Annotated in this window: 17 protein-coding genes; 5 read left to right on the top strand and 12 right to left on the bottom strand. The window is 53.4% G+C overall.

All coding sequences use genetic code 11. The features are described 5' to 3' along the window. Positions 1 to 26: 26 nt before the first annotated feature. Together kdgT and araD are read right to left on the bottom strand one after the other, a co-directional pair. Positions 27 to 1010 carry a 2-keto-3-deoxygluconate transporter gene (gene kdgT / locus ACR8BF_RS08970; protein ID WP_434745881.1) on the bottom strand — a complete coding sequence of 328 codons (984 nt, stop codon included), beginning with the start codon at positions 1008 to 1010 and terminating at the stop codon, positions 27 to 29. A gap of 217 nt (positions 1011 to 1227) precedes the next feature. Further along, positions 1228 to 1926, bottom strand: a complete 699-nt coding sequence (gene araD / locus ACR8BF_RS08965; RefSeq protein WP_179895641.1) for an L-ribulose-5-phosphate 4-epimerase — start codon at positions 1924 to 1926, stop codon at positions 1228 to 1230. A gap of 352 nt (positions 1927 to 2278) precedes the next feature. Here araD and osmB point away from each other — a divergent pair, with 352 nt between their 5' ends. Beyond that, complete coding sequence (gene osmB, locus ACR8BF_RS08960) at positions 2279 to 2494, top strand: osmotically-inducible lipoprotein OsmB (RefSeq protein WP_003853848.1); 216 nt, start codon at positions 2279 to 2281, stop codon at positions 2492 to 2494. Between the two features lie 77 nt (positions 2495 to 2571). Here osmB and yciH read toward each other — a convergent pair whose 3' ends face one another. From yciH to pgpB, 5 genes are all read right to left on the bottom strand, one after another. Further along, positions 2572 to 2895 (bottom strand): stress response translation initiation inhibitor YciH, encoded by a 324-nt coding sequence (gene yciH, locus ACR8BF_RS08955; protein ID WP_179895640.1) that lies wholly within the window; start codon positions 2893 to 2895, stop codon positions 2572 to 2574. Continuing rightward, positions 2895 to 3614 carry an orotidine-5'-phosphate decarboxylase gene (gene pyrF, locus ACR8BF_RS08950; protein ID WP_179895639.1) on the bottom strand — a complete coding sequence of 240 codons (720 nt, stop codon included), beginning with the start codon at positions 3612 to 3614 and terminating at the stop codon, positions 2895 to 2897. The genes yciH and pyrF overlap by 1 nt, the downstream gene beginning before the upstream one ends. Before the next feature lie 197 nt (positions 3615 to 3811). After that, positions 3812 to 4981 (bottom strand): lipopolysaccharide assembly protein LapB, encoded by a 1170-nt coding sequence (gene lapB, locus ACR8BF_RS08945; RefSeq protein ID WP_179895638.1) that lies wholly within the window; start codon positions 4979 to 4981, stop codon positions 3812 to 3814. 6 nt (positions 4982 to 4987) lie between these two features. Continuing rightward, complete coding sequence (locus ACR8BF_RS08940; RefSeq protein ID WP_010244487.1) at positions 4988 to 5296, bottom strand: LapA family protein; 309 nt, start codon at positions 5294 to 5296, stop codon at positions 4988 to 4990. Positions 5297 to 5430: 134 nt separating this feature from the next. Further along, positions 5431 to 6189 carry a phosphatidylglycerophosphatase B gene (pgpB, locus tag ACR8BF_RS08935; protein WP_434745880.1) on the bottom strand — a complete coding sequence of 253 codons (759 nt, stop codon included), beginning with the start codon at positions 6187 to 6189 and terminating at the stop codon, positions 5431 to 5433. Positions 6190 to 6416: 227 nt separating this feature from the next. Here pgpB and ribA point away from each other — a divergent pair, with 227 nt between their 5' ends. Then, entirely contained in the window at positions 6417 to 7010 is a 594-nt protein-coding gene (gene ribA / locus ACR8BF_RS08930; RefSeq protein ID WP_179895636.1) for a GTP cyclohydrolase II, read from the top strand. A 32-nt stretch (positions 7011 to 7042) separates the two neighbouring features. Here the strand turns inward: ribA and acnA are convergent, their stop codons facing one another. The 4 genes from acnA to topA form a co-directional block, all read right to left on the bottom strand. Then, positions 7043 to 9724 carry an aconitate hydratase AcnA gene (acnA, locus tag ACR8BF_RS08925; protein ID WP_434745879.1) on the bottom strand — a complete coding sequence of 894 codons (2682 nt, stop codon included), beginning with the start codon at positions 9722 to 9724 and terminating at the stop codon, positions 7043 to 7045. Positions 9725 to 10334: 610 nt separating this feature from the next. Next, the gene (locus ACR8BF_RS08920; RefSeq protein ID WP_434745878.1) at positions 10335 to 10493 is read right to left on the bottom strand and encodes a YmiA family putative membrane protein; all 159 of its coding nucleotides are present in this window, start codon (positions 10491 to 10493) and stop codon (positions 10335 to 10337) included. Between the two features lie 497 nt (positions 10494 to 10990). Next, positions 10991 to 11965 (bottom strand): HTH-type transcriptional regulator CysB, encoded by a 975-nt coding sequence (gene cysB / locus ACR8BF_RS08915; RefSeq protein WP_179895634.1) that lies wholly within the window; start codon positions 11963 to 11965, stop codon positions 10991 to 10993. A gap of 236 nt (positions 11966 to 12201) precedes the next feature. After that, complete coding sequence (gene topA / locus ACR8BF_RS08910) at positions 12202 to 14826, bottom strand: type I DNA topoisomerase (RefSeq protein ID WP_434745877.1); 2625 nt, start codon at positions 14824 to 14826, stop codon at positions 12202 to 12204. 371 nt (positions 14827 to 15197) lie between these two features. Between topA and ACR8BF_RS08905 the strand changes: the two genes are divergently transcribed. Next, complete coding sequence (locus ACR8BF_RS08905; RefSeq protein ID WP_179895632.1) at positions 15198 to 15446, top strand: YciN family protein; 249 nt, start codon at positions 15198 to 15200, stop codon at positions 15444 to 15446. Between the two features lie 28 nt (positions 15447 to 15474). Here ACR8BF_RS08905 and sohB read toward each other — a convergent pair whose 3' ends face one another. Then, entirely contained in the window at positions 15475 to 16521 is a 1047-nt protein-coding gene (sohB, locus tag ACR8BF_RS08900) for a protease SohB (protein ID WP_434745876.1), read from the bottom strand. A gap of 173 nt (positions 16522 to 16694) precedes the next feature. Between sohB and ACR8BF_RS08895 the strand changes: the two genes are divergently transcribed. Both ACR8BF_RS08895 and cobO read left to right on the top strand, forming a co-directional pair. Continuing rightward, complete coding sequence (locus ACR8BF_RS08895) at positions 16695 to 17456, top strand: YciK family oxidoreductase (RefSeq protein ID WP_292992361.1); 762 nt, start codon at positions 16695 to 16697, stop codon at positions 17454 to 17456. Further along, complete coding sequence (cobO, locus tag ACR8BF_RS08890) at positions 17456 to 18046, top strand: cob(I)yrinic acid a,c-diamide adenosyltransferase (RefSeq protein WP_292992360.1); 591 nt, start codon at positions 17456 to 17458, stop codon at positions 18044 to 18046. The genes ACR8BF_RS08895 and cobO overlap by 1 nt, the downstream gene beginning before the upstream one ends. Positions 18047 to 18073: the final 27 nt, after the last annotated feature.

The following is an 18073-nucleotide window of genomic DNA, read 5'->3' as shown; positions in this document are numbered from 1 at the left end:
GGCGCGCCGGGGATTGATTAGGCAGGTTACTTAATAGCGGCACGCTGTCCGACGGCGAGATGACGACGCTTAAGACGTTTTGAATAGATGGCGGTGATGATGGGGACCAGGACAGAGGTCACAATCACGGACGTGGCAACCAACGCCGTCGCTGCAGGAGCCACGGGTTTAAACTGTGGCAGCATCTCGGCAATCAGCACGGGGGTCGCCACCGCTGCGCCTGCCGTACTCGATGCCGCGATGCCAGCCGTGCCATCCCCGCCGCCAATCAGCCGATCGGCCAGAATAAGCGGGATACCAGTGATGATGATCACGGCCACGCCGAGCATGATGCCCAGCAGTCCGGTTTCAGCAATGACGCCAAGGTTAATCGTGTTTCCCAGGGCAAAGGCGAAGAAAGGGATCAGCGTATGTACAGCTTTACCGAAGAAATCGCGCAACTCGGGATCAAGATTCCCTAATGCAAATCCCACGACAAACGGCAGGACCGCGCCGACAAACACGTGTGGCTCAAACGAGGCGATACCGGCCGTGCCAAGGATAACCATGGTCATTAATGGCCCGGACTCCAGTGACATCAGTACAAATGCACCCGCTTCCTCTTTGGAACCGTACTGCTGCATGATGGAAGCATAGAGGCCGCCATTCGTCATATCCATCGCGGCCACCAGCGCCAGCGTCGATAATCCGGCGAACATCCCCACTTCCACGCCATTCTCCGGCATTACGCGTGAGGCGATGGCAGCAACCACCCAGGCGACAGCAATTTTAGTAAGCACCAGCGTGCCCGATTTACGCAATACCGTTCCGGTGGCGCTGAGCTTAATTGACGCACCCATACAGAAGAACCAGACGGCCAGAATCGGCACTGTGCCGGTCATCAGACCATTGGTGAATGAACCGAAATATTTCCCGGCATCAGGAGACAAGGTATGACAGAGCGCGCCGATAAACAGCGGAATGAGCATCATGCCGCCCGGAATTTTGTCTATTGCCCGTTTAATGTGCATAGGGTAGTCACCTTTGCTTTGCAAGTGGTGGAGCAGAAAGTGCCCGAAGGCGATGCAAGCAAAATAGTGACTTGAGGTAATCAAAACAGTGATCGCCCCGATAAAATGAAACGCTGTTTTAATTTTGCTGGCGGGATGTTTTGATAACTATGATGAGGATCGCCATACCAGTCTCAAAAGAGACTAAAAAAAACGGGACGCCCTCGCGTCCCGCCTGTTATTTTTGCCCGTACCAGGCATTTTCGCCATGCTTTCGCAGGTAATGCAGGTCAAGCAGGGTCTGGTTAATTGGCGGCAGATCAGGGGTCAGTTGCTGACTGAACAGGCCCATATAGGCCACCTCCTCCAGCACCACCGCGCTGTGCACGGCGGCGTGGGCATCTATCCCCCAGGCAAACGGACCATGTGAGTTGACCAGCACACCCGGAATTGCCGAGGGAGACAATCCACGCTGCGCAAAAGTCTCGATAATCACTTCGCCAGTGTTCCACTCGTACTCATGCTGAATCTCGTCGTTGCGCATTGCACGGGTGCAGGGGATCTCGCCATAAAAATCGTCGGCGTGGGTGGTTCCCCAGGCCGGAATCGGTCGTCCAGCCTGCGCCCAAATGGTGGCGTGACGCGAATGGGTATGGACAATACCACCGACTTCCGGCCAGGCGAGATAGAGTGCGCGGTGCGTCGCCGTGTCCGATGACGGGCGTTTATCGCCTTCTACCACGTTGCCACTCGCCAGTTCGACGACAACCATATCGTCGCGCTTCATCACCTCATAGCGCACGCCGGAAGGTTTAATTACCAGCAAACCCTGTTCGCGATCAATCGCGCTGACATTGCCCCAGGTGAACGTCACCAGGTTGTATTTAGGTAGATCCAGATTCGCTTCCAGAACCTGTTGTTTAAGGTGTTCCAGCATGCCTTTTCTCCTGCTGACAATCGTCCCTGAATTTTGCGGAGTCAGACGCCAAAGGGTTATGGAGCAAATGGCTATAAACGCAGAAGGAATGGCTGTGAATGCAAAAATGTGTCGTGATTTCAGAATTTTCTATCTTCGGAATGCGCGCGAAATGCTTAGAATCTCCTCAGGCAATGCGTGGACCTGTTCTGTCAGACCGGCATTGTGACTCACCCGCTACAAACGGTTTGTCCATGGTGATCACATTTCTATGCCGTCACGGATGCGGCAATGATGCGACACAAGCGGGCTGAGGAAATATCGGAGCTATACTAAGAGTGTTGCCTCTGTGAGCACATCAAAGGAGAAGTGTATGACAACAACAATGAAAAGAATCACTGCCGTTGTACTGGCGACCACGTTAGCTGTTGCACTGAGCGGCTGTTCTAACTGGTCTAAGCGTGACCGCAATACCGCCATTGGTGCGGGAGCGGGTGCGATTGGGGGTTCAGTATTGACCAATGGTAGCGCACTCGGCACAGTCGGTGGCGCAGCTGTCGGTGGTATTATCGGTCATCAGGTCCACTAAAGACCTTATTAAAAGAATAGTCGGCTACGCTAAGCATCTACACGACAATCGGGCTACTCTGGTAGCCCGATTTTTATTCAGCCGCCGGCCAGTTTGACCTTCATGCCTTTGGCTTCCAGCAGACTTTTCAGCAAATCGCGCTTATCGCCCTGAATCTCAATCACACCCTCTTTTACCGAACCGCCACAGCCGCACTTCTTTTTCAGTTCAGCTGCCAGCACTGTCAGTGCCGCGTCATCCAGATCAATGCCAGTGATCAGGCAGACCCCTTTGCCCTTGCGCCCGCTGGTCTGACGCTGGATGCGCACAATGCCATCCCCTTTCGGTCGTTCCGCTTTGGTCTCAGGCTGGGTAATGCGCCCACTGTCGGTGGAGTAAACCAGTCGATTATTATCTGCCATTATGGTGTCTCCAGACTGTGCAGGATCGCCTGCAGCGTGGCGGCGGGTTCGGCTGATTGGGTGATCGGACGCCCTATAACCATGTAGTCCACGCCCGCCTGCTTCGCCTGCTGTGGCGTCATAATGCGACGCTGATCGCCTGCATCACTGCCAGCCGGACGAATCCCCGGCGTGACCAGCGCAAAATCCTGGCCCAGAACCTGTTTGAAGCGAACGGCCTCATGCGCTGAACAGACTACACCATCCAGCCCGCATGACTGCGTCAGCTTTGCCAGCCGTTCTGCCTGTTCGGCAGGAGACAGCGTGATGCCCAGCCCTTTAAGATCGTCTGCATCCATGCTTGTGAGTACGGTCACCGCAATCAGCAGCGGCGCATCTTTACCAAAGGGCAGCAACGCCTCACGTGCCGCGTGCATCATCCGCGCCCCGCCGCTGGCATGGACGTTGACCATCCAGACACCCAGATCGGCAGCGGCAGCCACGGCATGTGCGGTGGTGTTGGGAATGTCGTGGAATTTCAGATCGAGGAAGACTTCAAAGCCGCGCTGCTGCAGGGTTTTAACCAGCGAAGGGCCGAACAGCGTAAACATCTCTTTGCCTACTTTCAGGCGGCAACTTCGGGGATCGATCTGGTCGACGAAACGCAAGGCGCTGTCGAGGTCATGATAATCCAGCGCTACCAGAATCGGCGAAGCGGTCACGTTGTGGGGTGAAGGCATGGCATTTCCTCTGCAACAGGCGCCCGCAGGCGCAATAGACAAACGGCAAGCATTCTACCTTCGGTGTCTGACCATCACAATCGCCATTGCCCCTCTGTCCGGCAATTTCCGCACTGGCGCTGAAATGGGGAAGATAATCCGACTTTAAGTATGTTGTAACTATAATAAGGTGCCATCCAAAGGTCTGAACGGCCTGTTTACTGGCCGTCGAGACCACGAATAGGTTTAACGGATGACCAGGTACGGCAGGATGGGCAGTGCCAGTAAAGTGCATGGGCGGTAAAGCCACACTTCTGGCAGCGATAACGCGGCTTGGTGCGGATTTGTTCACCAACCATGTCACGCAGGACCATCAGGCTATCTTTAGCGCGCCCCTCTTCTGCTTCATGCAGGTTTAAATCCATCAGACGATGAAACACACGCATTGTCGGATGACGCTGCAACTGACGGCTGATGTAGTTCTGGGCTGCTTCAGGCCCCTGCTGCTGCTCCAGGATATCGGACAGATAGAGTTCTGCTGCCGCACCGGTATTTTCTTCCACACAGCGCTGCAGGAAATCAGCCCAGGCTTCTGGCTGTTTGAGCCGCTCGAAACAGGTCTCCAGCATGCCCAGCGTTTCACTGACCAGCTCTTTATCCTGATCCAGCACACGTTGCAGATGACCAACTGCTTTGGCGAAGTCTTCTTTCTCCATCAGAATACGGCCCATCATGATAGAGATGCGTGCGCTGTTGCGGTCGGCGGCCTCCCCTTTCTTCAGCAGGTTCATCGCACGATCCAGATCGTCGCTGCTCATCGCCTGTAATGCCAGTTCACAGTAGAAGTGGGCGATTTCACCTTTCTGCTTCTCTTTGCCGAGCTTAACCAGCCGTTCTGCAACTTCAATCGCCTGCTGCCAGTCGCTGGTTGCCTGATGGATCAGCAGCAGCTGCTGCAGCGCGCCCACCCGAAAGTCAGTTTCATCGGTGAGCTGCTTAAACATATCTTCAGCGCGGTCATATAAGCCCGCCGCCATGTAGTCGCGACCCAGTTGCTGTACGGCGAGCAGACGCTGCTCATAACTCAGAGACGCGCTTTCCATTAACGCCTGGTGGATACGGATGGCGCGGTCGACTTCACCGCGCGAGCGGAACAGGTTTCCCAGCGTCAGGTGCGCTTCAACCGTGCCGCTGTCCTCTTTCAGCATATCGAGGAACAGGTCGACCGCTTTATCCTGCTGGTTTGAGAGCAGAAAGTTTACGCCAGCGACATATTCACGAGAGAGTCGGTTGGCTTCCTGTTGCTTGTCCTGATGCGCGCTGCGACGGCCCATATACCAGCCATACGCAGCCGCCACCGGCAGTAACAGAAACAGCAATTCATGCATCGGGTATTATTCCCGGCCAGCCGGCGAAGATGGCGTGGTCGCCAGTGCAGTACTCTGCTCGATTTGGGTCTGCATACGCTTAATTTTCCGGTTGGCATTCGCCAGGGAGACGCGGGTCCGTAACCAGAACAGACCGCAGATAATCCAGCCAAGCACGAAACCTGCGCCAAACAGTGATGCCAGTAAGGTCGAGATGCTGAACTCACCCTGCGCCAGCAGATAGTTAAAAGTAATGACCTGATCGTTATGTGCACCCAGGGTGACGGAAATAATGAAAATGACCAGTACCACTAAAAAAATCAGCAAATATTTCACAGTGCATCCTGTTGTGAGGTTGTCGGGTAGAATTATGCCAAAACTCCAGCAAAAATGCTGCTCCCAGCAGCATCTGACTCGTCACTTTTGCGCGGGCCTGCCTAATAATATGGGGTCTTAAGGGTGAATTACAATCAGGGCTCCCGCTGCGCCACTTCTTTTTGCTCTTCCGGCGGCAGCGTCAGGGGGCCACAGAAACGCTGCGCCAGCCAGGTGGCAACGGTGACCAGTATCCAGGAGAGGACCGTTGCCATTGCCAGATCGCGTGGCCAGTGCATGCCCAGCAGCAGACGGCTCGCCATTACGCCGGTAGCCCACAGGAAGATCACCACAACGGTTTTATAGTGACCACGCGGCCAGAGCAGACCCAATGCCAGCAGTGCCCAGCTGGCGGCAAACATGGTATGGCCAGAGGGAAAGGCAAAACCGGTTTCAAACGCCCAGTGCCGTTTCAGCCAGCCTGGGATCTGCGTCTCATCGGCGATCAATGACGTCACCATCTCGCCACGCTGTTTGCGCCTGAGTTCATAGAAGGTCTTCTCATCCAGGCCGTGATGCTGTTCGAGCCAGATCACATAGGGGCGTGGCTCCTGAATCTGCTCTTTGATAAATGATTTGGTGTACTGCCCTGCCAGAATCGTCGCATTCATGATCAGCAGCAGCAAAATGGCGGGTTTCAGGCGAAAGCGCAGGCACCAGAGCATCCAGGCACTCAACACAACGCTGGTAACAATGCCCCACGGATTGGTAACGGTTTCGGTCATCCAGAAGAGACTTTTCAGCAGCGCATTGCTTTCGCCAGGCTGCCAGCGCCAGCCGGTAAGCCAGACGGCAACTGGCATGATCAGCAGCAGCAGCATTCCGAAGGTGGTACGACGCGAAATCTTAAACATCTTCTTCCCTTATCCCGGTGTCAAAAGACAACAATTGCATAACTTTAGCTTAAAAAAGAATAACATAACCGTTGCCGATTGGATAATTGTGCTTTATCACTGCAATTGGTATCAGAGATTACCAGCCCGCCTGCGGGTTGTGGCACAATATTGCACGTTTGTCGGGCCACACTGGCCTGTGCACTATCATGATGATAGTGCATCCTCTGAAGGTTCTGGAGAGTCACATGCAGCTTAAACGGGTGGCAGAAGCCAAACTGCCCACGCCATGGGGAGATTTCCTGATGGTTGGTTTTGAAGAACTGGCAACCGGACATGACCATGTTGCGCTGGTCTTTGGTGATATTAATGATAACGAGCCGGTACTGGCGCGCGTTCACTCCGAATGCCTGACCGGCGATGCACTCTTCAGCCTGCGTTGCGACTGTGGCTTTCAGCTGGAAGCTGCCCTCAATGCCATCGCAGAAGAGGGTCGCGGCGCGCTGCTTTATCACCGTCAGGAAGGCCGTAATATTGGCCTGCTAAATAAGATCCGCGCCTATGCGTTGCAGGACAAAGGTTATGACACCGTAGAAGCGAACCATCAATTGGGTTTTGCCGCCGATGAGCGCGACTTCACGCTGTGCGCCGATATGTTCAAACTGCTGGGCGTTAATGAAGTGCGTCTGCTGACCAATAACCCACGTAAAGTGGAGATCCTGAGTGAAGCCGGGATCAATATTGTTGAACGTGTCCCCCTGATTGTGGGACGTAACCCGAAGAATGCGCACTATCTGGATACGAAAGCGGCAAAAATGGGACACCTGCTGCCGAAGTCATAAATGAAAAAGCCGGGTCTCCCCGGCTTTTTTTGTCAGTCCAGCATATTGCGGATAACGTAGTGCAGTATGCCGTCATTGCGGTAATAGGTAAGCTCATTACCGGTATCAATGCGACAACGGGTATCCAGCTCTTCCTTGCTGCCGTCAGCACGAGTCAGCGTGACCTTCACGCTGCAGCCTGGCGTCAGTGACTGAAGATTTTCCACATCAATGTGCTCTTCACCCGTCAATCCCAGGGTTTTGCGCGTCACGCCCTGCGGGAACTCCAGTGGCAGAATGCCCATCCCAATCAGGTTAGAGCGGTGAATACGCTCAAAAGACTCCGCAATGACGACTCTGACGCCCTGCAGACGAGGTCCTTTTGCCGCCCAGTCGCGGCTTGAACCGGAGCCATACTCTTTCCCTGCGATAACCGCCAGCGGCACACCCTCTTCCTGATACTTCATCGCGGCGTCATAGATGGCCAGTTGTTCGCCACTCGGGTAATGGCGGGTATAGCCGCCCTCTACACCCGGTACCATCTCATTGCGAATACGGATGTTGGCAAATGTGCCGCGTATCATCACTTCATGGTTGCCGCGACGCGAACCGTAAGAGTTAAAGTCGTTGCGCTCAACGCCGTGTGACAGCAGATAACGCCCGGCCGGACTTTCCGCCTTAATACTGCCCGCTGGCGAAATATGGTCCGTGGTGACGGAGTCGCCCAGCAGTGCGAGCACCCGGGCACCGCGAATATCCTGTACCGGCTTAGGCTCTTTCTCCATATCATCAAAGAACGGCGACAGACGGATGTAGGTCGAGCCTTCATCCCAGTCATAAGTTGCCGCTTCACTGACCTTAATCTCCTGCCATTCTGGCGTGCCATCGAAGACTTCGGCGTACTCTTTATGGAACATGTCGCTGGTGACCTGCTGCACGGCTGTGGCGATCTCTTCCGGTGACGGCCAGATATCTTTCAGATACACCGGCTGGCCCTGGCGATCGTGGCCCAGCGGCTCCGTCTGCAGGTTGATCTTCATGTTACCGGCCAGCGCATAGGCCACCACCAGCGGTGGTGACGCCAGCCAGTTGGTTTTAATCAGCGGATGAATACGGCCTTCAAAATTACGGTTGCCGGACAGTACAGCCCCTACCGTCAGATCGCCCGCTTTAATCGCAGACTCAATCTCATCTTTCAGCGGGCCGGAGTTACCGATACAGGTGGTGCAGCCATAACCGACCAGGTTAAAGCCCAGTTCATCAAGATACGAGGTGAGTTGCGCGACGGCCAGGTAGTCTGAAACGACTTTAGAACCCGGAGCCAGAGAGGCTTTAACCCAGGGCTGACGTTTCAGACCACGCTCGACCGCTTTTTTCGCCAGTAAACCAGCCGCCATCAGCACGCTGGGATTAGAGGTGTTGGTACAGGAGGTAATCGCACTGATCACTACCGCACCATCGGTCAGCGTATGCGTCAGTCCGGTATCGCTATCGGTATATTCGACGTTTTTATGCGGTTTCTGCGCCTGATTCACTTCCAGCTCGTTGCTGGCATCAAACGCAGCGGGCACATCGCCCAGTGAAACCCGATCCTGCGGACGTTTTGGTCCCGCCAGGCTTGATTCCACCTCATTCATATCCAGTGCCAGCGTGCTGGTAAAGCGCGGCTCATCACCGGGATTGCGCCACAGGCCCTGCGCTTTGGCATAGGCTTCCACTAAGGCGACCTGTTCAGCATCCCGGCCGGTCAATGTCATGTAGCTCAGTGTGACGTCATCGACCGGGAAGAAACCGCAGGTCGCACCATATTCCGGAGCCATGTTAGCGATAGTCGCGCGGTCTGCCAGCGGCAGATCGGCCAGGCCATCACCGTAAAACTCCACGAATTTACCCACGACGCCATGCTTACGCAGCATCTGGGTGACGGTTAAAACGAGGTCAGTTGCAGTAATGCCCGGGCGTAGCTTGCCAGTGAGTTTGAAACCCACCACATCCGGGATCAACATTGAGACGGGCTGACCCAGCATGGCAGCCTCGGCCTCGATCCCCCCAACGCCCCATCCCAGCACGCCAAGCGCATTGATCATAGTGGTGTGGGAGTCAGTACCCACCAGGGTATCCGGCCAGGCATACTCTTCACCGTTGAGCGTTTCATGCCAGATTGCCTTACCCAGATATTCCAGGTTGACCTGATGACAGATCCCGGTGCCCGGCGGCACAACGCGGAATTTATCAAACGCTTTCTGGCCCCAGCGGAGGAAAACGTAGCGCTCATGGTTGCGTTCCATTTCCAGCCGGACGTTTTCTTCAAAGGCATCATCGTCGCCAAAATGATCGACCGTGACTGAGTGGTCAATAACCAGATCAACCGGCGATAACGGATTCACTTTGGCCACGTCGCCGCCCAGGCGATTCACCGCTTCGCGCATTGCTGCCAGGTCAACTACGGCAGGGACGCCGGTAAAGTCCTGCATGAGTACGCGGGCTGGACGATAGGCAATTTCTCGCTCAGCATGGGCATCTTTCTGCCAGTCAACCAGCGCCTGGATGTCCTCTGCCGTAACGGAATCCCCATCCTGCCAGCGCAGTAAATTTTCCAGCAAAACTTTGAGGGATTTTGGCAGGCTATCGATATTGCCAAGATGTTGAGCAGCGCGGGGAAGACTGAAGATGTGATATTTTTTGGTGTCGACCTGCAGTATTTCCTGACTCTGCTCGCGTAGGGTAGACGACATAGCTCCTCCTTTTCTTCGTTCATGGTCTTAAACCTTAGAGAGACAAAGGTTTATGTTAAAGATAGACCACAAATTCGTTAACGTTTTGATTACAACACAAATTGCTACAATCGCGCATAAACGAAAATGCCCCGTGAAGTCACGAGGCATCATAAAAAGGTGATTTTAAATCAAATTACAGCGTAATCCACACCGCCGCAGACCAGAACGCAAAGGAGAAAGCATACGCGCTGAGCCAGGACATTTTTATCATATTCATTTGGTTCACTCCTTCGCCGGAATCGGGCGTAAAAGTTTTTTGCGGTCACCCTATCTAATGGGGCGACACCCTTTGGTCGTACAGGATGTGGAAAAGGGCATTATAAAAAAAGCCCGCCGGAAACGCCGGTAATAAAAGAACGTGTACTTACAGTTGGTCTGAAAACGTTATTTACTTTTAGGGTCAAGAAAAGACTCAATAAAAAGTCTCTGGTTATCACTCAAATCCCATGACTCCGGGATAGACACTTTCTCGTCCTTTGCAAGCGGTTCTTTTCCTTTGCAGGCAACCGGCTTGTGCTGACGCGAGGTCAGGGAACGTTTATGGCTGAGTGTGTTTGCCCACATGGCTTTAGCCCCAGATACGCCAGATCATTAACGCTACGACTACCCAGAACAGCGCAGAGGCAGCGAATAAGGTTAACCAGGCGTTGCGACGGGTGTTGCCGGTACGCTCAACCTTGGTGCTTTTTACCGGGAAACCCGGTTGTACAGTCAGTCGTGTATTCATAGTTTTTGATAATCACTCTCAACAAAATGATTGATAACATCGATTAAGATTTAGGAGGAATCCTAAACGCGTTAAGGCCAAAAATCCAGTTATTTTTATTGAGTAAAACGATTAACAGTATTAATCAATAGGCTTCTGTAACGTCAGAAATCATTAACTCCCGAACAAATATTTATTTAAACAGACAGCGCATAAATTTGAGTTAATTTAAAAACAGATCCATTTAAAACTTTAGTCCCTACTTAAGAACCTATATGTTTACTGGCTTCCCACATCAGCTCTTAACTGGAGTATGGGAATAATCCTGGCAAGCCGCAAAGTGACATAGTTAAAAATGTGTTGTAATTCGCATTTAAGAAAGCCCAATCGGAAAACATGTGATCAATGTTTTATTTACAAAAAAATCATTAAAACTTTTGAGTCTCATTTGGCGCTAAACCCTGGAGACAAAAAAGGCTGCACACGGCAGCCTTTAGTGTAAGCAGAGTGCGTAAACTCTATTTAAACGGCAGTTTGATATCTTTAAACATTGCCTCAATGTCTTCGTTTGAGCGCAGTGCTACCGCAGTATCCACCACGTCACGTGTCAGGTGCGGCGCAAAACGTTGGATAAAATCATACATATAACTGCGAAGAAAGGTGCTGCGGCGAAAGCCAATCTTGGTGGTGCTGTTGGTAAAGATATCGGCGGCTTCTATGCGAATCAGGTCAGGATCGGCGACCGGGTCCACCGCCATACTGGCGATAACACCCACGCCCAGACCTAACCGGACATACGTTTTAATAACGTCAGCGTCGGTAGCGGTGAAAACAATGCGTGGCGTTAATCCCGCCCGATTGAAGGCCGTATCCAGCTCTGAACGCCCGGTAAAGCCAAAGGTGTAGGTCACCAGCGGATAGTCAGCCAGCTCCTCGATAGTCACCTGCCCTTTTCCCGCCAGCGGATGGTCAGCCGTGACGACAATCGCCCGGTTCCAGTGATAGCACGGCAGCATGATTAAATCGTCATAGAGATGCAGCGCTTCGGTGGCAATGGCAAAATCTGCATTGCCCTTGGAGACCGCTTCAGCAATCTGGGTCGGAGAACCCTGGTGCATGTGCAGGGAGACACGCGGATAGCGCTCGATAAAGCCTTTGATCACGCCTGGCAGTGCATAACGTGCCTGCGTATGCGTGGTAGCGACATAGAGCGAGCCTTTATCCGGCCAGGTGTGCTCACCAGCCACCGATTTGATCGCATCCACTTTGGAGAGCACTTCACGCGCTATGCGGATAATCTCTTCCCCTGCGGGCGTCACCTGGGTGAGATGCTTGCCGCTGCGGGCAAAGATTTGCACGCCCAGCTCATCTTCCAGCATACGCACCTGTTTACTGATGCCGGGTTGAGAGGTGTAGAGACCTTCCGCTGTCGAAGAGACATTGAGATTATGGTTCACCACTTCGACGATATAGCGCAACTGCTGTAATTTCATATCTATTCCATCCGGTAAGTTACAGAGTCGCATCCCCGGTTGACGTATAGTCGCGAGGGTAAAGAAAGGCTATGCATCAGGAAAGGTCGGAAATGCTATAACAACTATATCAGTTTAAGTAAGAGAGTAGAACGGATTGATATAAGGCTCAGAAAAAGGCCAGCGAGCGCTGGCCTGAGTATGGCGGAAATCGTAGCGGCGCAGAAAAAAGGCCAGCAAACGCTGGCCGGTGTGGATTACTTCTTCGCAACCTGCCATTTGCCATCTATATAGAAGGCGGACCAGCCCGTTGCCTTGCCCTCTTTTTCAGAGGAGACATACTGCTGTTTGGTTTTGCGGCTGAAGCGCACCATCGCCTTATTGCCTTCCGGATCGGCTGCTGGCGCGTCGGCCAGGTATTTCAGCTTCTCAGGCAGACGATCCCGGAAACGCTGAAGCTCTTCAACCAGCGGTGCACGCGTTTCACGTGATTTCGGGAAGGTGTTGGCGGCGAGGAAAACGCCCGCTGCACCGTCACGCAACACGAAGTAAGCATCTGACTTCTCACACGCCAGCTCTGGCAGTGGAACCGGATCTTCTTTCGGTGGGGCAACTTCACCACTACGCAGAATCTTACGGGTGTTTTTGCACTCTTCGTTGGTACACGCCATGTACTTTCCAAAGCGTCCCATTTTCAGGTGCATCTCAGAACCACACTTCTCGCACTCCACTATCGGGCCGTCGTAGCCTTTGATGCGGAATTCGCCCTTTTCGATTTCGTAACCGTCACATTCCGGGTTATTACCACAGACATGCAGTTTACGTTCATTGTCGATCAGGTAGCTGTCCATCGCCGTGCCACACTTCTGGCAGCGACGACGGGCACGCAGGGCATTGGTCTCAGCATCATCCCCTTCCAGAATATTAAGGACTTCATTTTCCGGAATCAGGTTGATGGTCTGTTTGCAGCGCTCTTTAGGCGGCAGCGCATAGCCGGAGCAGCCCAGGAAGACACCGGTACTGGCGGTACGAATCCCCATCTGACGGCTACAGGTAGGACACTCAATTGAGGTCAGCACCATCTGGTTCGGCTGCATGCCGCCCTCTTCAGGATCTTTCTCAGCCAGTTCAAGCTGCTGAGTAAAGTCGGTGAAGAAGTGGTCGAGTACCGCTTTCCATTCCGCTTCGTTATTGGCAACCTGGTCAAGATTGCTCTCCATGCGGGCGGTGAAATCGTAGTTCATCAGTTCGCGGAAGTTCTCTTCCAGACGATCGGTGACAATCTCACCCATTTTTTCCGCATAGAAACGGCGGTTTTCCACCCGCACATAGCCACGATCCTGAATGGTCGAGGTGATGGCTGCGTACGTTGATGGACGGCCAATGCCACGCTTTTCCAGCTCACGCACCAGTGACGCTTCGCTGAAGCGCGCCGGCGGTTTAGTAAAGTGCTGGCCGGGCAGCAATTGTTGCAGGTCGAGAACATCACCCACTGTCACCGCAGGCAGCGTACGATCTTCATCATTTTTACGCAGCGCGGGCATCACTTTAGTCCAGCCGTCGAAACGCAGAATACGACCTTTCGCTTTGAGTTTAAATTCACCCGCCGCCGCCGTGATGGTGCTGGAGTCATATTTGGCCGGCGTCATCTGACAGGCAACAAACTGACGCCAGATCAGCTGATAGAGTTTCTGCGCATCCGCTTCCATATCTTTCAACTGTTCTGCCACCACTTCCACATCAGAAGGACGAATTGCTTCATGCGCTTCCTGGGAATTCTCTTTGCTGGCGTAAGTAATGGCCGTTTCAGGGAGGTACTTTTTACCGAAATTGCTTTCGATATAGCCACGCGCCATCGCGACCGCATCCTGACTCAGATTGGTTGAGTCGGTACGCATATAAGTAATGTGACCCGCTTCGTACAGGCGCTGGGCCATCATCATGGTCTTTTTGACGCCAAAACCGAGGCGGGTACTGGCAGCCTGCTGCAGCGTCGACGTAATATAAGGCGCGCCCGGCTTGCTACTGGTCGGCTTATCTTCGCGTTCGACGATTTCATAGCGCGCTTTTTCCAGCAGCGCGACAGCGGCATAGGTCTCGTCGCGGTTGACCGGACGGAAAGCTTTATCGCCTTTGTGCGTCACGTCCATCGACAGCTCATCGCCTTTTGGCGTGGTCAGCGCGGCATTAACTTCCCAGTACTCTTCGGGAACAAAGGCTTTGATCTCACGTTCACGCTCCACCACCAGGCGAACGGCAACGGATTGCACGCGGCCGGCTGAGAGACCACGGGCGATCTTCTTCCACAGCAGTGGCGAGACCATATAACCAACAACACGGTCCATGAAACGACGCGCCTGCTGAGCATTCACCCGATCAATATTCAGCTCACCCGGCTTCTCAAACGCCTGACGAATCGCATTTTTGGTAATTTCGTTAAAGACCACACGGCTGAAGCGCGAGTCGTCACCCCCGATCACTTCCCGCAGGTGCCAGGCAATGGCTTCCCCTTCGCGGTCAAGGTCGGTTGCGAGATAAATGTGGTCAGCATTGGCGGCTAACGCCTTCAGTTCCGCAACGACTTTCTCTTTGCCGGGCAGAATCTGGTAATCCGCTTCCCAGCCGTGATAAGGGTCAACACCCATGCGGCTGACGAGTGCGGCTTTCTCATCTTTTTTAACTTTTTTGACTTTCTTGTCAGTCGCAGCGTCTTTGGCTTTCTTTTCAGTCGAGGCGTCAGCACTCTTCTTCGCGGTTGAACCACTGGTCGGCAGATCCCGGATATGACCGACGCTGGATTTAACCACGTAGTCATTGCCCAGATATTTATTGATTGTTTTAGCCTTTGCCGGGGACTCAACAATAACGAGTGCTTTACCCATATTTACCTTTACCTAATGAAAACATCCTGCTTAACGGGAGAGGATTGGATGCCCAAAAACCCAGTGGGTTCAATATTGCTGCGCCTGTTTAACATTTCAAGGCGGAGGGGTCAATCTCAGATCAGATGATGTGGCGTTATGCAACCTCATGATAAAGCGTGCTTTTTCAATCTGAACTCTTCGCACATCCTGGTGCAAAATCCCTGAAATCGGAATCGCCCACACTCTACCTGATAAAATCTGTTACGCAACTTAATTAGCACTCAGCCCGAAGTTACGCCAGGTTTTCATCGTTCAGAGCGATTTGTCACACCGCCTGACTGGACAGTAATATAGAAGGAATCAGAATGCTGTGAAGAAGGAGTGAATAAATGCAGAGATCGACTGAGGCTATTTCCCGCCAGGCGTTACTGGAAAAGGCCAATGCGCTGATTAAAGAACATGATGATTATTTAGCCGGGATGCAGGCGGACGAGGTGATTCAGCAGGCAGATGTTCTGGTCTTTCGCGGACCGTTTTTTCTCGATGCAGAGGGACTGCCGACCGCGAAAACCACTGCGGTGTTTAACGTATTTAAACACCTTGCTGTGGTGCTGTCGCCGCGCTATCACCTGGAATAAAAAAACCCGGCACAGGCCGGGTTTCGCATCAGAGCAGTGGCTTCTCACCGCGCTGCCAGAGTTTCAGCAAAAGGCCCTCTGCCGCTGAACCTGCGCTCTGGGTAAAGCGGTCCATCATTTTGCGGCGACGGGCGTAATGCACACCGAGCACGTTGAACTGCTCCATCTTACGGATGATCAAATCATCGCTGGTACCGATTTCGTCAATCAGGCCCAGATCCAGCGCCTGACGGCCATACCAGTGTTCGCCGGTGGCTACCTGATCAATATCGAGTGTCGGGCGCATCTGGTGGACAAACTGCTTAAACAGCAGGTGCGTTTCGTCCAGATCTTCCTGGAATTTCTCACGTCCCTCTTCAGTGTTCTCACCAAACAGCGTCAGTGTGCGCTTATACTGACCTGCGGTATGCAGCTCAACATCAATATCGTTACGCTTCAGCAGGCGGTTAAAATTTGGGATTTGCGCAACCACGCCGATGGAGCCGATAATCGAGAACGGCGCGGCCACAATGCGATCGGCCACGCAGGCCATCATGTAACCGCCGCTGGCAGCCACTTTATCGACGGCTGCCGTGATGCGAAGACCCTGATCGCGCAGACGCTGCAGCTGAGAGGCCGCCAGACCATAGCCATGCACCACACCGCCAGGGCTTTCAAGACGCAGCAGGACTTCATCGCCGGGCTGCTTTACGGCCAGCACAGCTGAAATCTCTTCACGCAGTGAGGCCACTTCACCTGCATCCATGCTGCCTTTAAAATCAATGACATAGAGTGTAGGTTTAACACTGTCACTCCGGCCCTGCTTCGCCGCCTGCTTTTCCGCTTTGGCTTTCAGCTTTTCGCTTTTTTTATGATTTTTCAGCCAGACTTTCTGCGCCTGGGGCGGCATTTTTGCCAGCTGTAAATCCTCTTTCATCTGCTGATAGTCATCACCCAGGTGAGTCAGGCGAAGCTGACCGCTTTGTGCCCGTTTGCGTAACGCGGCATTCATGATAATCATGACAATCGCTGCGACGGCAACCACCAGTGTCACCGCTTTCGCTAAAAACAGTCCATACGTTGAAATAAAATCCATCAGGTCGCCTTAGTAACAGAGAATCAAAAACAGTACGCCAGTTTAGCCGTTTTGCCCTGTTCCGTCGCCTGAAATGCCTGCAGCTGGCACAGAATGCGTGGGTTGGCGATTGCGCCCATTCGTAAATTAAGGCATAAAGCGGAATCATGCTGTTTTCGCCGGAGGAACCCGCTGTGCATTATCAACCGAAAAGCGACCTGCTCAATCACCGTATTATCCTGGTTACTGGCGCTTCAGATGGCATTGGCCGGGAAGCGGCGCTGACATACGCCCGTTATGGCGCCGAAGTGATCCTGATGGGTCGTAACGCTGAGAAACTTCAGCTGGTCGAACAGGCCATCAATCAGCTTAATCAATGCCCTGCTCACACCGTGGTGTTCGATCTGGCCGAGGCGACACCGGAACGCTGCCATCAGATCGCAGAACAACTGGACCAGCAGTTTCCGCGTCTGGACGGCGTACTGCATAACGCCGGTATCCTTGGTGAGATTGTGCCGCTGGCCGAACTCGATCCACAGGTCTGGCAGCAGGTGATGAACATCAATCTGGACGCTACCTTCTTCCTGACGCAGGCGCTGCTGCCGCTGCTGTTAAAATCGGATGCTGGTTCATTGGTCTTTACCACTTCCAGCGTTGGCCGCACCGGTCGCGCAGGCTGGGGCGCTTACGCTGTCTCTAAATTTGCTACCGAGGGCATGATGCAGGTGCTGGCCGATGAGTATAAAACTCAGTCGCTGCGGGTGAACTGCATCAATCCAGGCGGCACACGTACCAAAATGCGCGCCAGTGCCTTCCCGCAGGAAGATGCTAATAAGCTGAAAACGCCCGTCGATCTGATGCCGCTCTACCTTTATCTGATGGGTGATGACAGCCGACGGAAAACCGGGATCAGCTTTGATGCTCAGCCGGGTAGAAAACCCGGGGCCGCGGAATAATGGCTGACGATCGTCATCAACAGCGCCAGCAGCGGTTAAAAGAGCAGGTCGATGCACGTATTGCGGCAGCCACCGAAGTTCGCGGCATCCTGATGGTGTTTACCGGCAATGGCAAAGGCAAAACTACCGCAGCCTTTGGCACGGCACTTCGCGCCACCGGACATGGTAAGCGCGTGGCGGCCATTCAGTTTATTAAAGGTGACTGGCCGAATGGTGAGCGTAATCTGCTGGAACAACACGGTGTCGAGTTTCAGGTGATGGCAACCGGGTTTACCTGGGACACACAGAACCGCGAAACGGATACCGCCGCCTGTCTGGCTGTGTGGCAGCATGCAAAACGGATGCTGTCCGATGAACAGCTCGATCTGGTGGTGCTCGACGAAATCACCTATATGGTCAGCATGGATTATCTGCCACTGGACGATTTGATTACCGCCCTGCAGCAGCGGCCGGCGCATCAGAGCGTGATCATCACCGGACGTGGCTGTCATCGCAGCCTGACTGAGATGGCGGATACGGTAACGGAGATGCGGCCGGTGAAGCACGCGTTTGATGCCGGTATACAGGCACAGCAGGGAATTGACTGGTAGCAAAAAAAAACGCAGCCCTGAGGCTGC

Source organism: Candidatus Pantoea rara (genome assembly GCF_051136265.1).
Taxonomy (GTDB): domain Bacteria; phylum Pseudomonadota; class Gammaproteobacteria; order Enterobacterales; family Enterobacteriaceae; genus Pantoea; species Pantoea rara.
Note: the sequence above shows the minus strand (reverse complement) of the source record. Positions and strands in the feature narration are given on the sequence as shown.

Bases quoted from the DNA above. Each gene is read 5' to 3' on its own strand.
- pgpB (WP_434745880.1), bottom strand. From the start codon at position 6,189: ATGTTTAAGATTTCGCGTCGTACCACCTTCGGAATGCTGCTGCTGCTG.
- pyrF (WP_179895639.1), bottom strand. From the start codon at position 3,614: ATGCCTTCACCCCACAACGTGACCGCTTCGCCGATTCTGGTAGCGCTG.
- sohB (WP_434745876.1), bottom strand. From the start codon at position 16,521: ATGGATTTTATTTCAACGTATGGACTGTTTTTAGCGAAAGCGGTGACA.
- ribA (WP_179895636.1), top strand. From the start codon at position 6,417: ATGCAGCTTAAACGGGTGGCAGAAGCCAAACTGCCCACGCCATGGGGA.
- cobO (WP_292992360.1), top strand. From the start codon at position 17,456: ATGGCTGACGATCGTCATCAACAGCGCCAGCAGCGGTTAAAAGAGCAG.
- yciH (WP_179895640.1), bottom strand. From the start codon at position 2,895: ATGGCAGATAATAATCGACTGGTTTACTCCACCGACAGTGGGCGCATT.
- kdgT (WP_434745881.1), bottom strand. From the start codon at position 1,010: ATGCACATTAAACGGGCAATAGACAAAATTCCGGGCGGCATGATGCTC.
- topA (WP_434745877.1), bottom strand. From the start codon at position 14,826: ATGGGTAAAGCACTCGTTATTGTTGAGTCCCCGGCAAAGGCTAAAACA.
- ACR8BF_RS08905 (WP_179895632.1), top strand. From the start codon at position 15,198: ATGCAGAGATCGACTGAGGCTATTTCCCGCCAGGCGTTACTGGAAAAG.
- cysB (WP_179895634.1), bottom strand. From the start codon at position 11,965: ATGAAATTACAGCAGTTGCGCTATATCGTCGAAGTGGTGAACCATAAT.
- osmB (WP_003853848.1), top strand. From the start codon at position 2,279: ATGACAACAACAATGAAAAGAATCACTGCCGTTGTACTGGCGACCACG.
- lapB (WP_179895638.1), bottom strand. From the start codon at position 4,981: ATGCATGAATTGCTGTTTCTGTTACTGCCGGTGGCGGCTGCGTATGGC.
- ACR8BF_RS08920 (WP_434745878.1), bottom strand. From the start codon at position 10,493: ATGAATACACGACTGACTGTACAACCGGGTTTCCCGGTAAAAAGCACC.
- acnA (WP_434745879.1), bottom strand. From the start codon at position 9,724: ATGTCGTCTACCCTACGCGAGCAGAGTCAGGAAATACTGCAGGTCGAC.
- araD (WP_179895641.1), bottom strand. From the start codon at position 1,926: ATGCTGGAACACCTTAAACAACAGGTTCTGGAAGCGAATCTGGATCTA.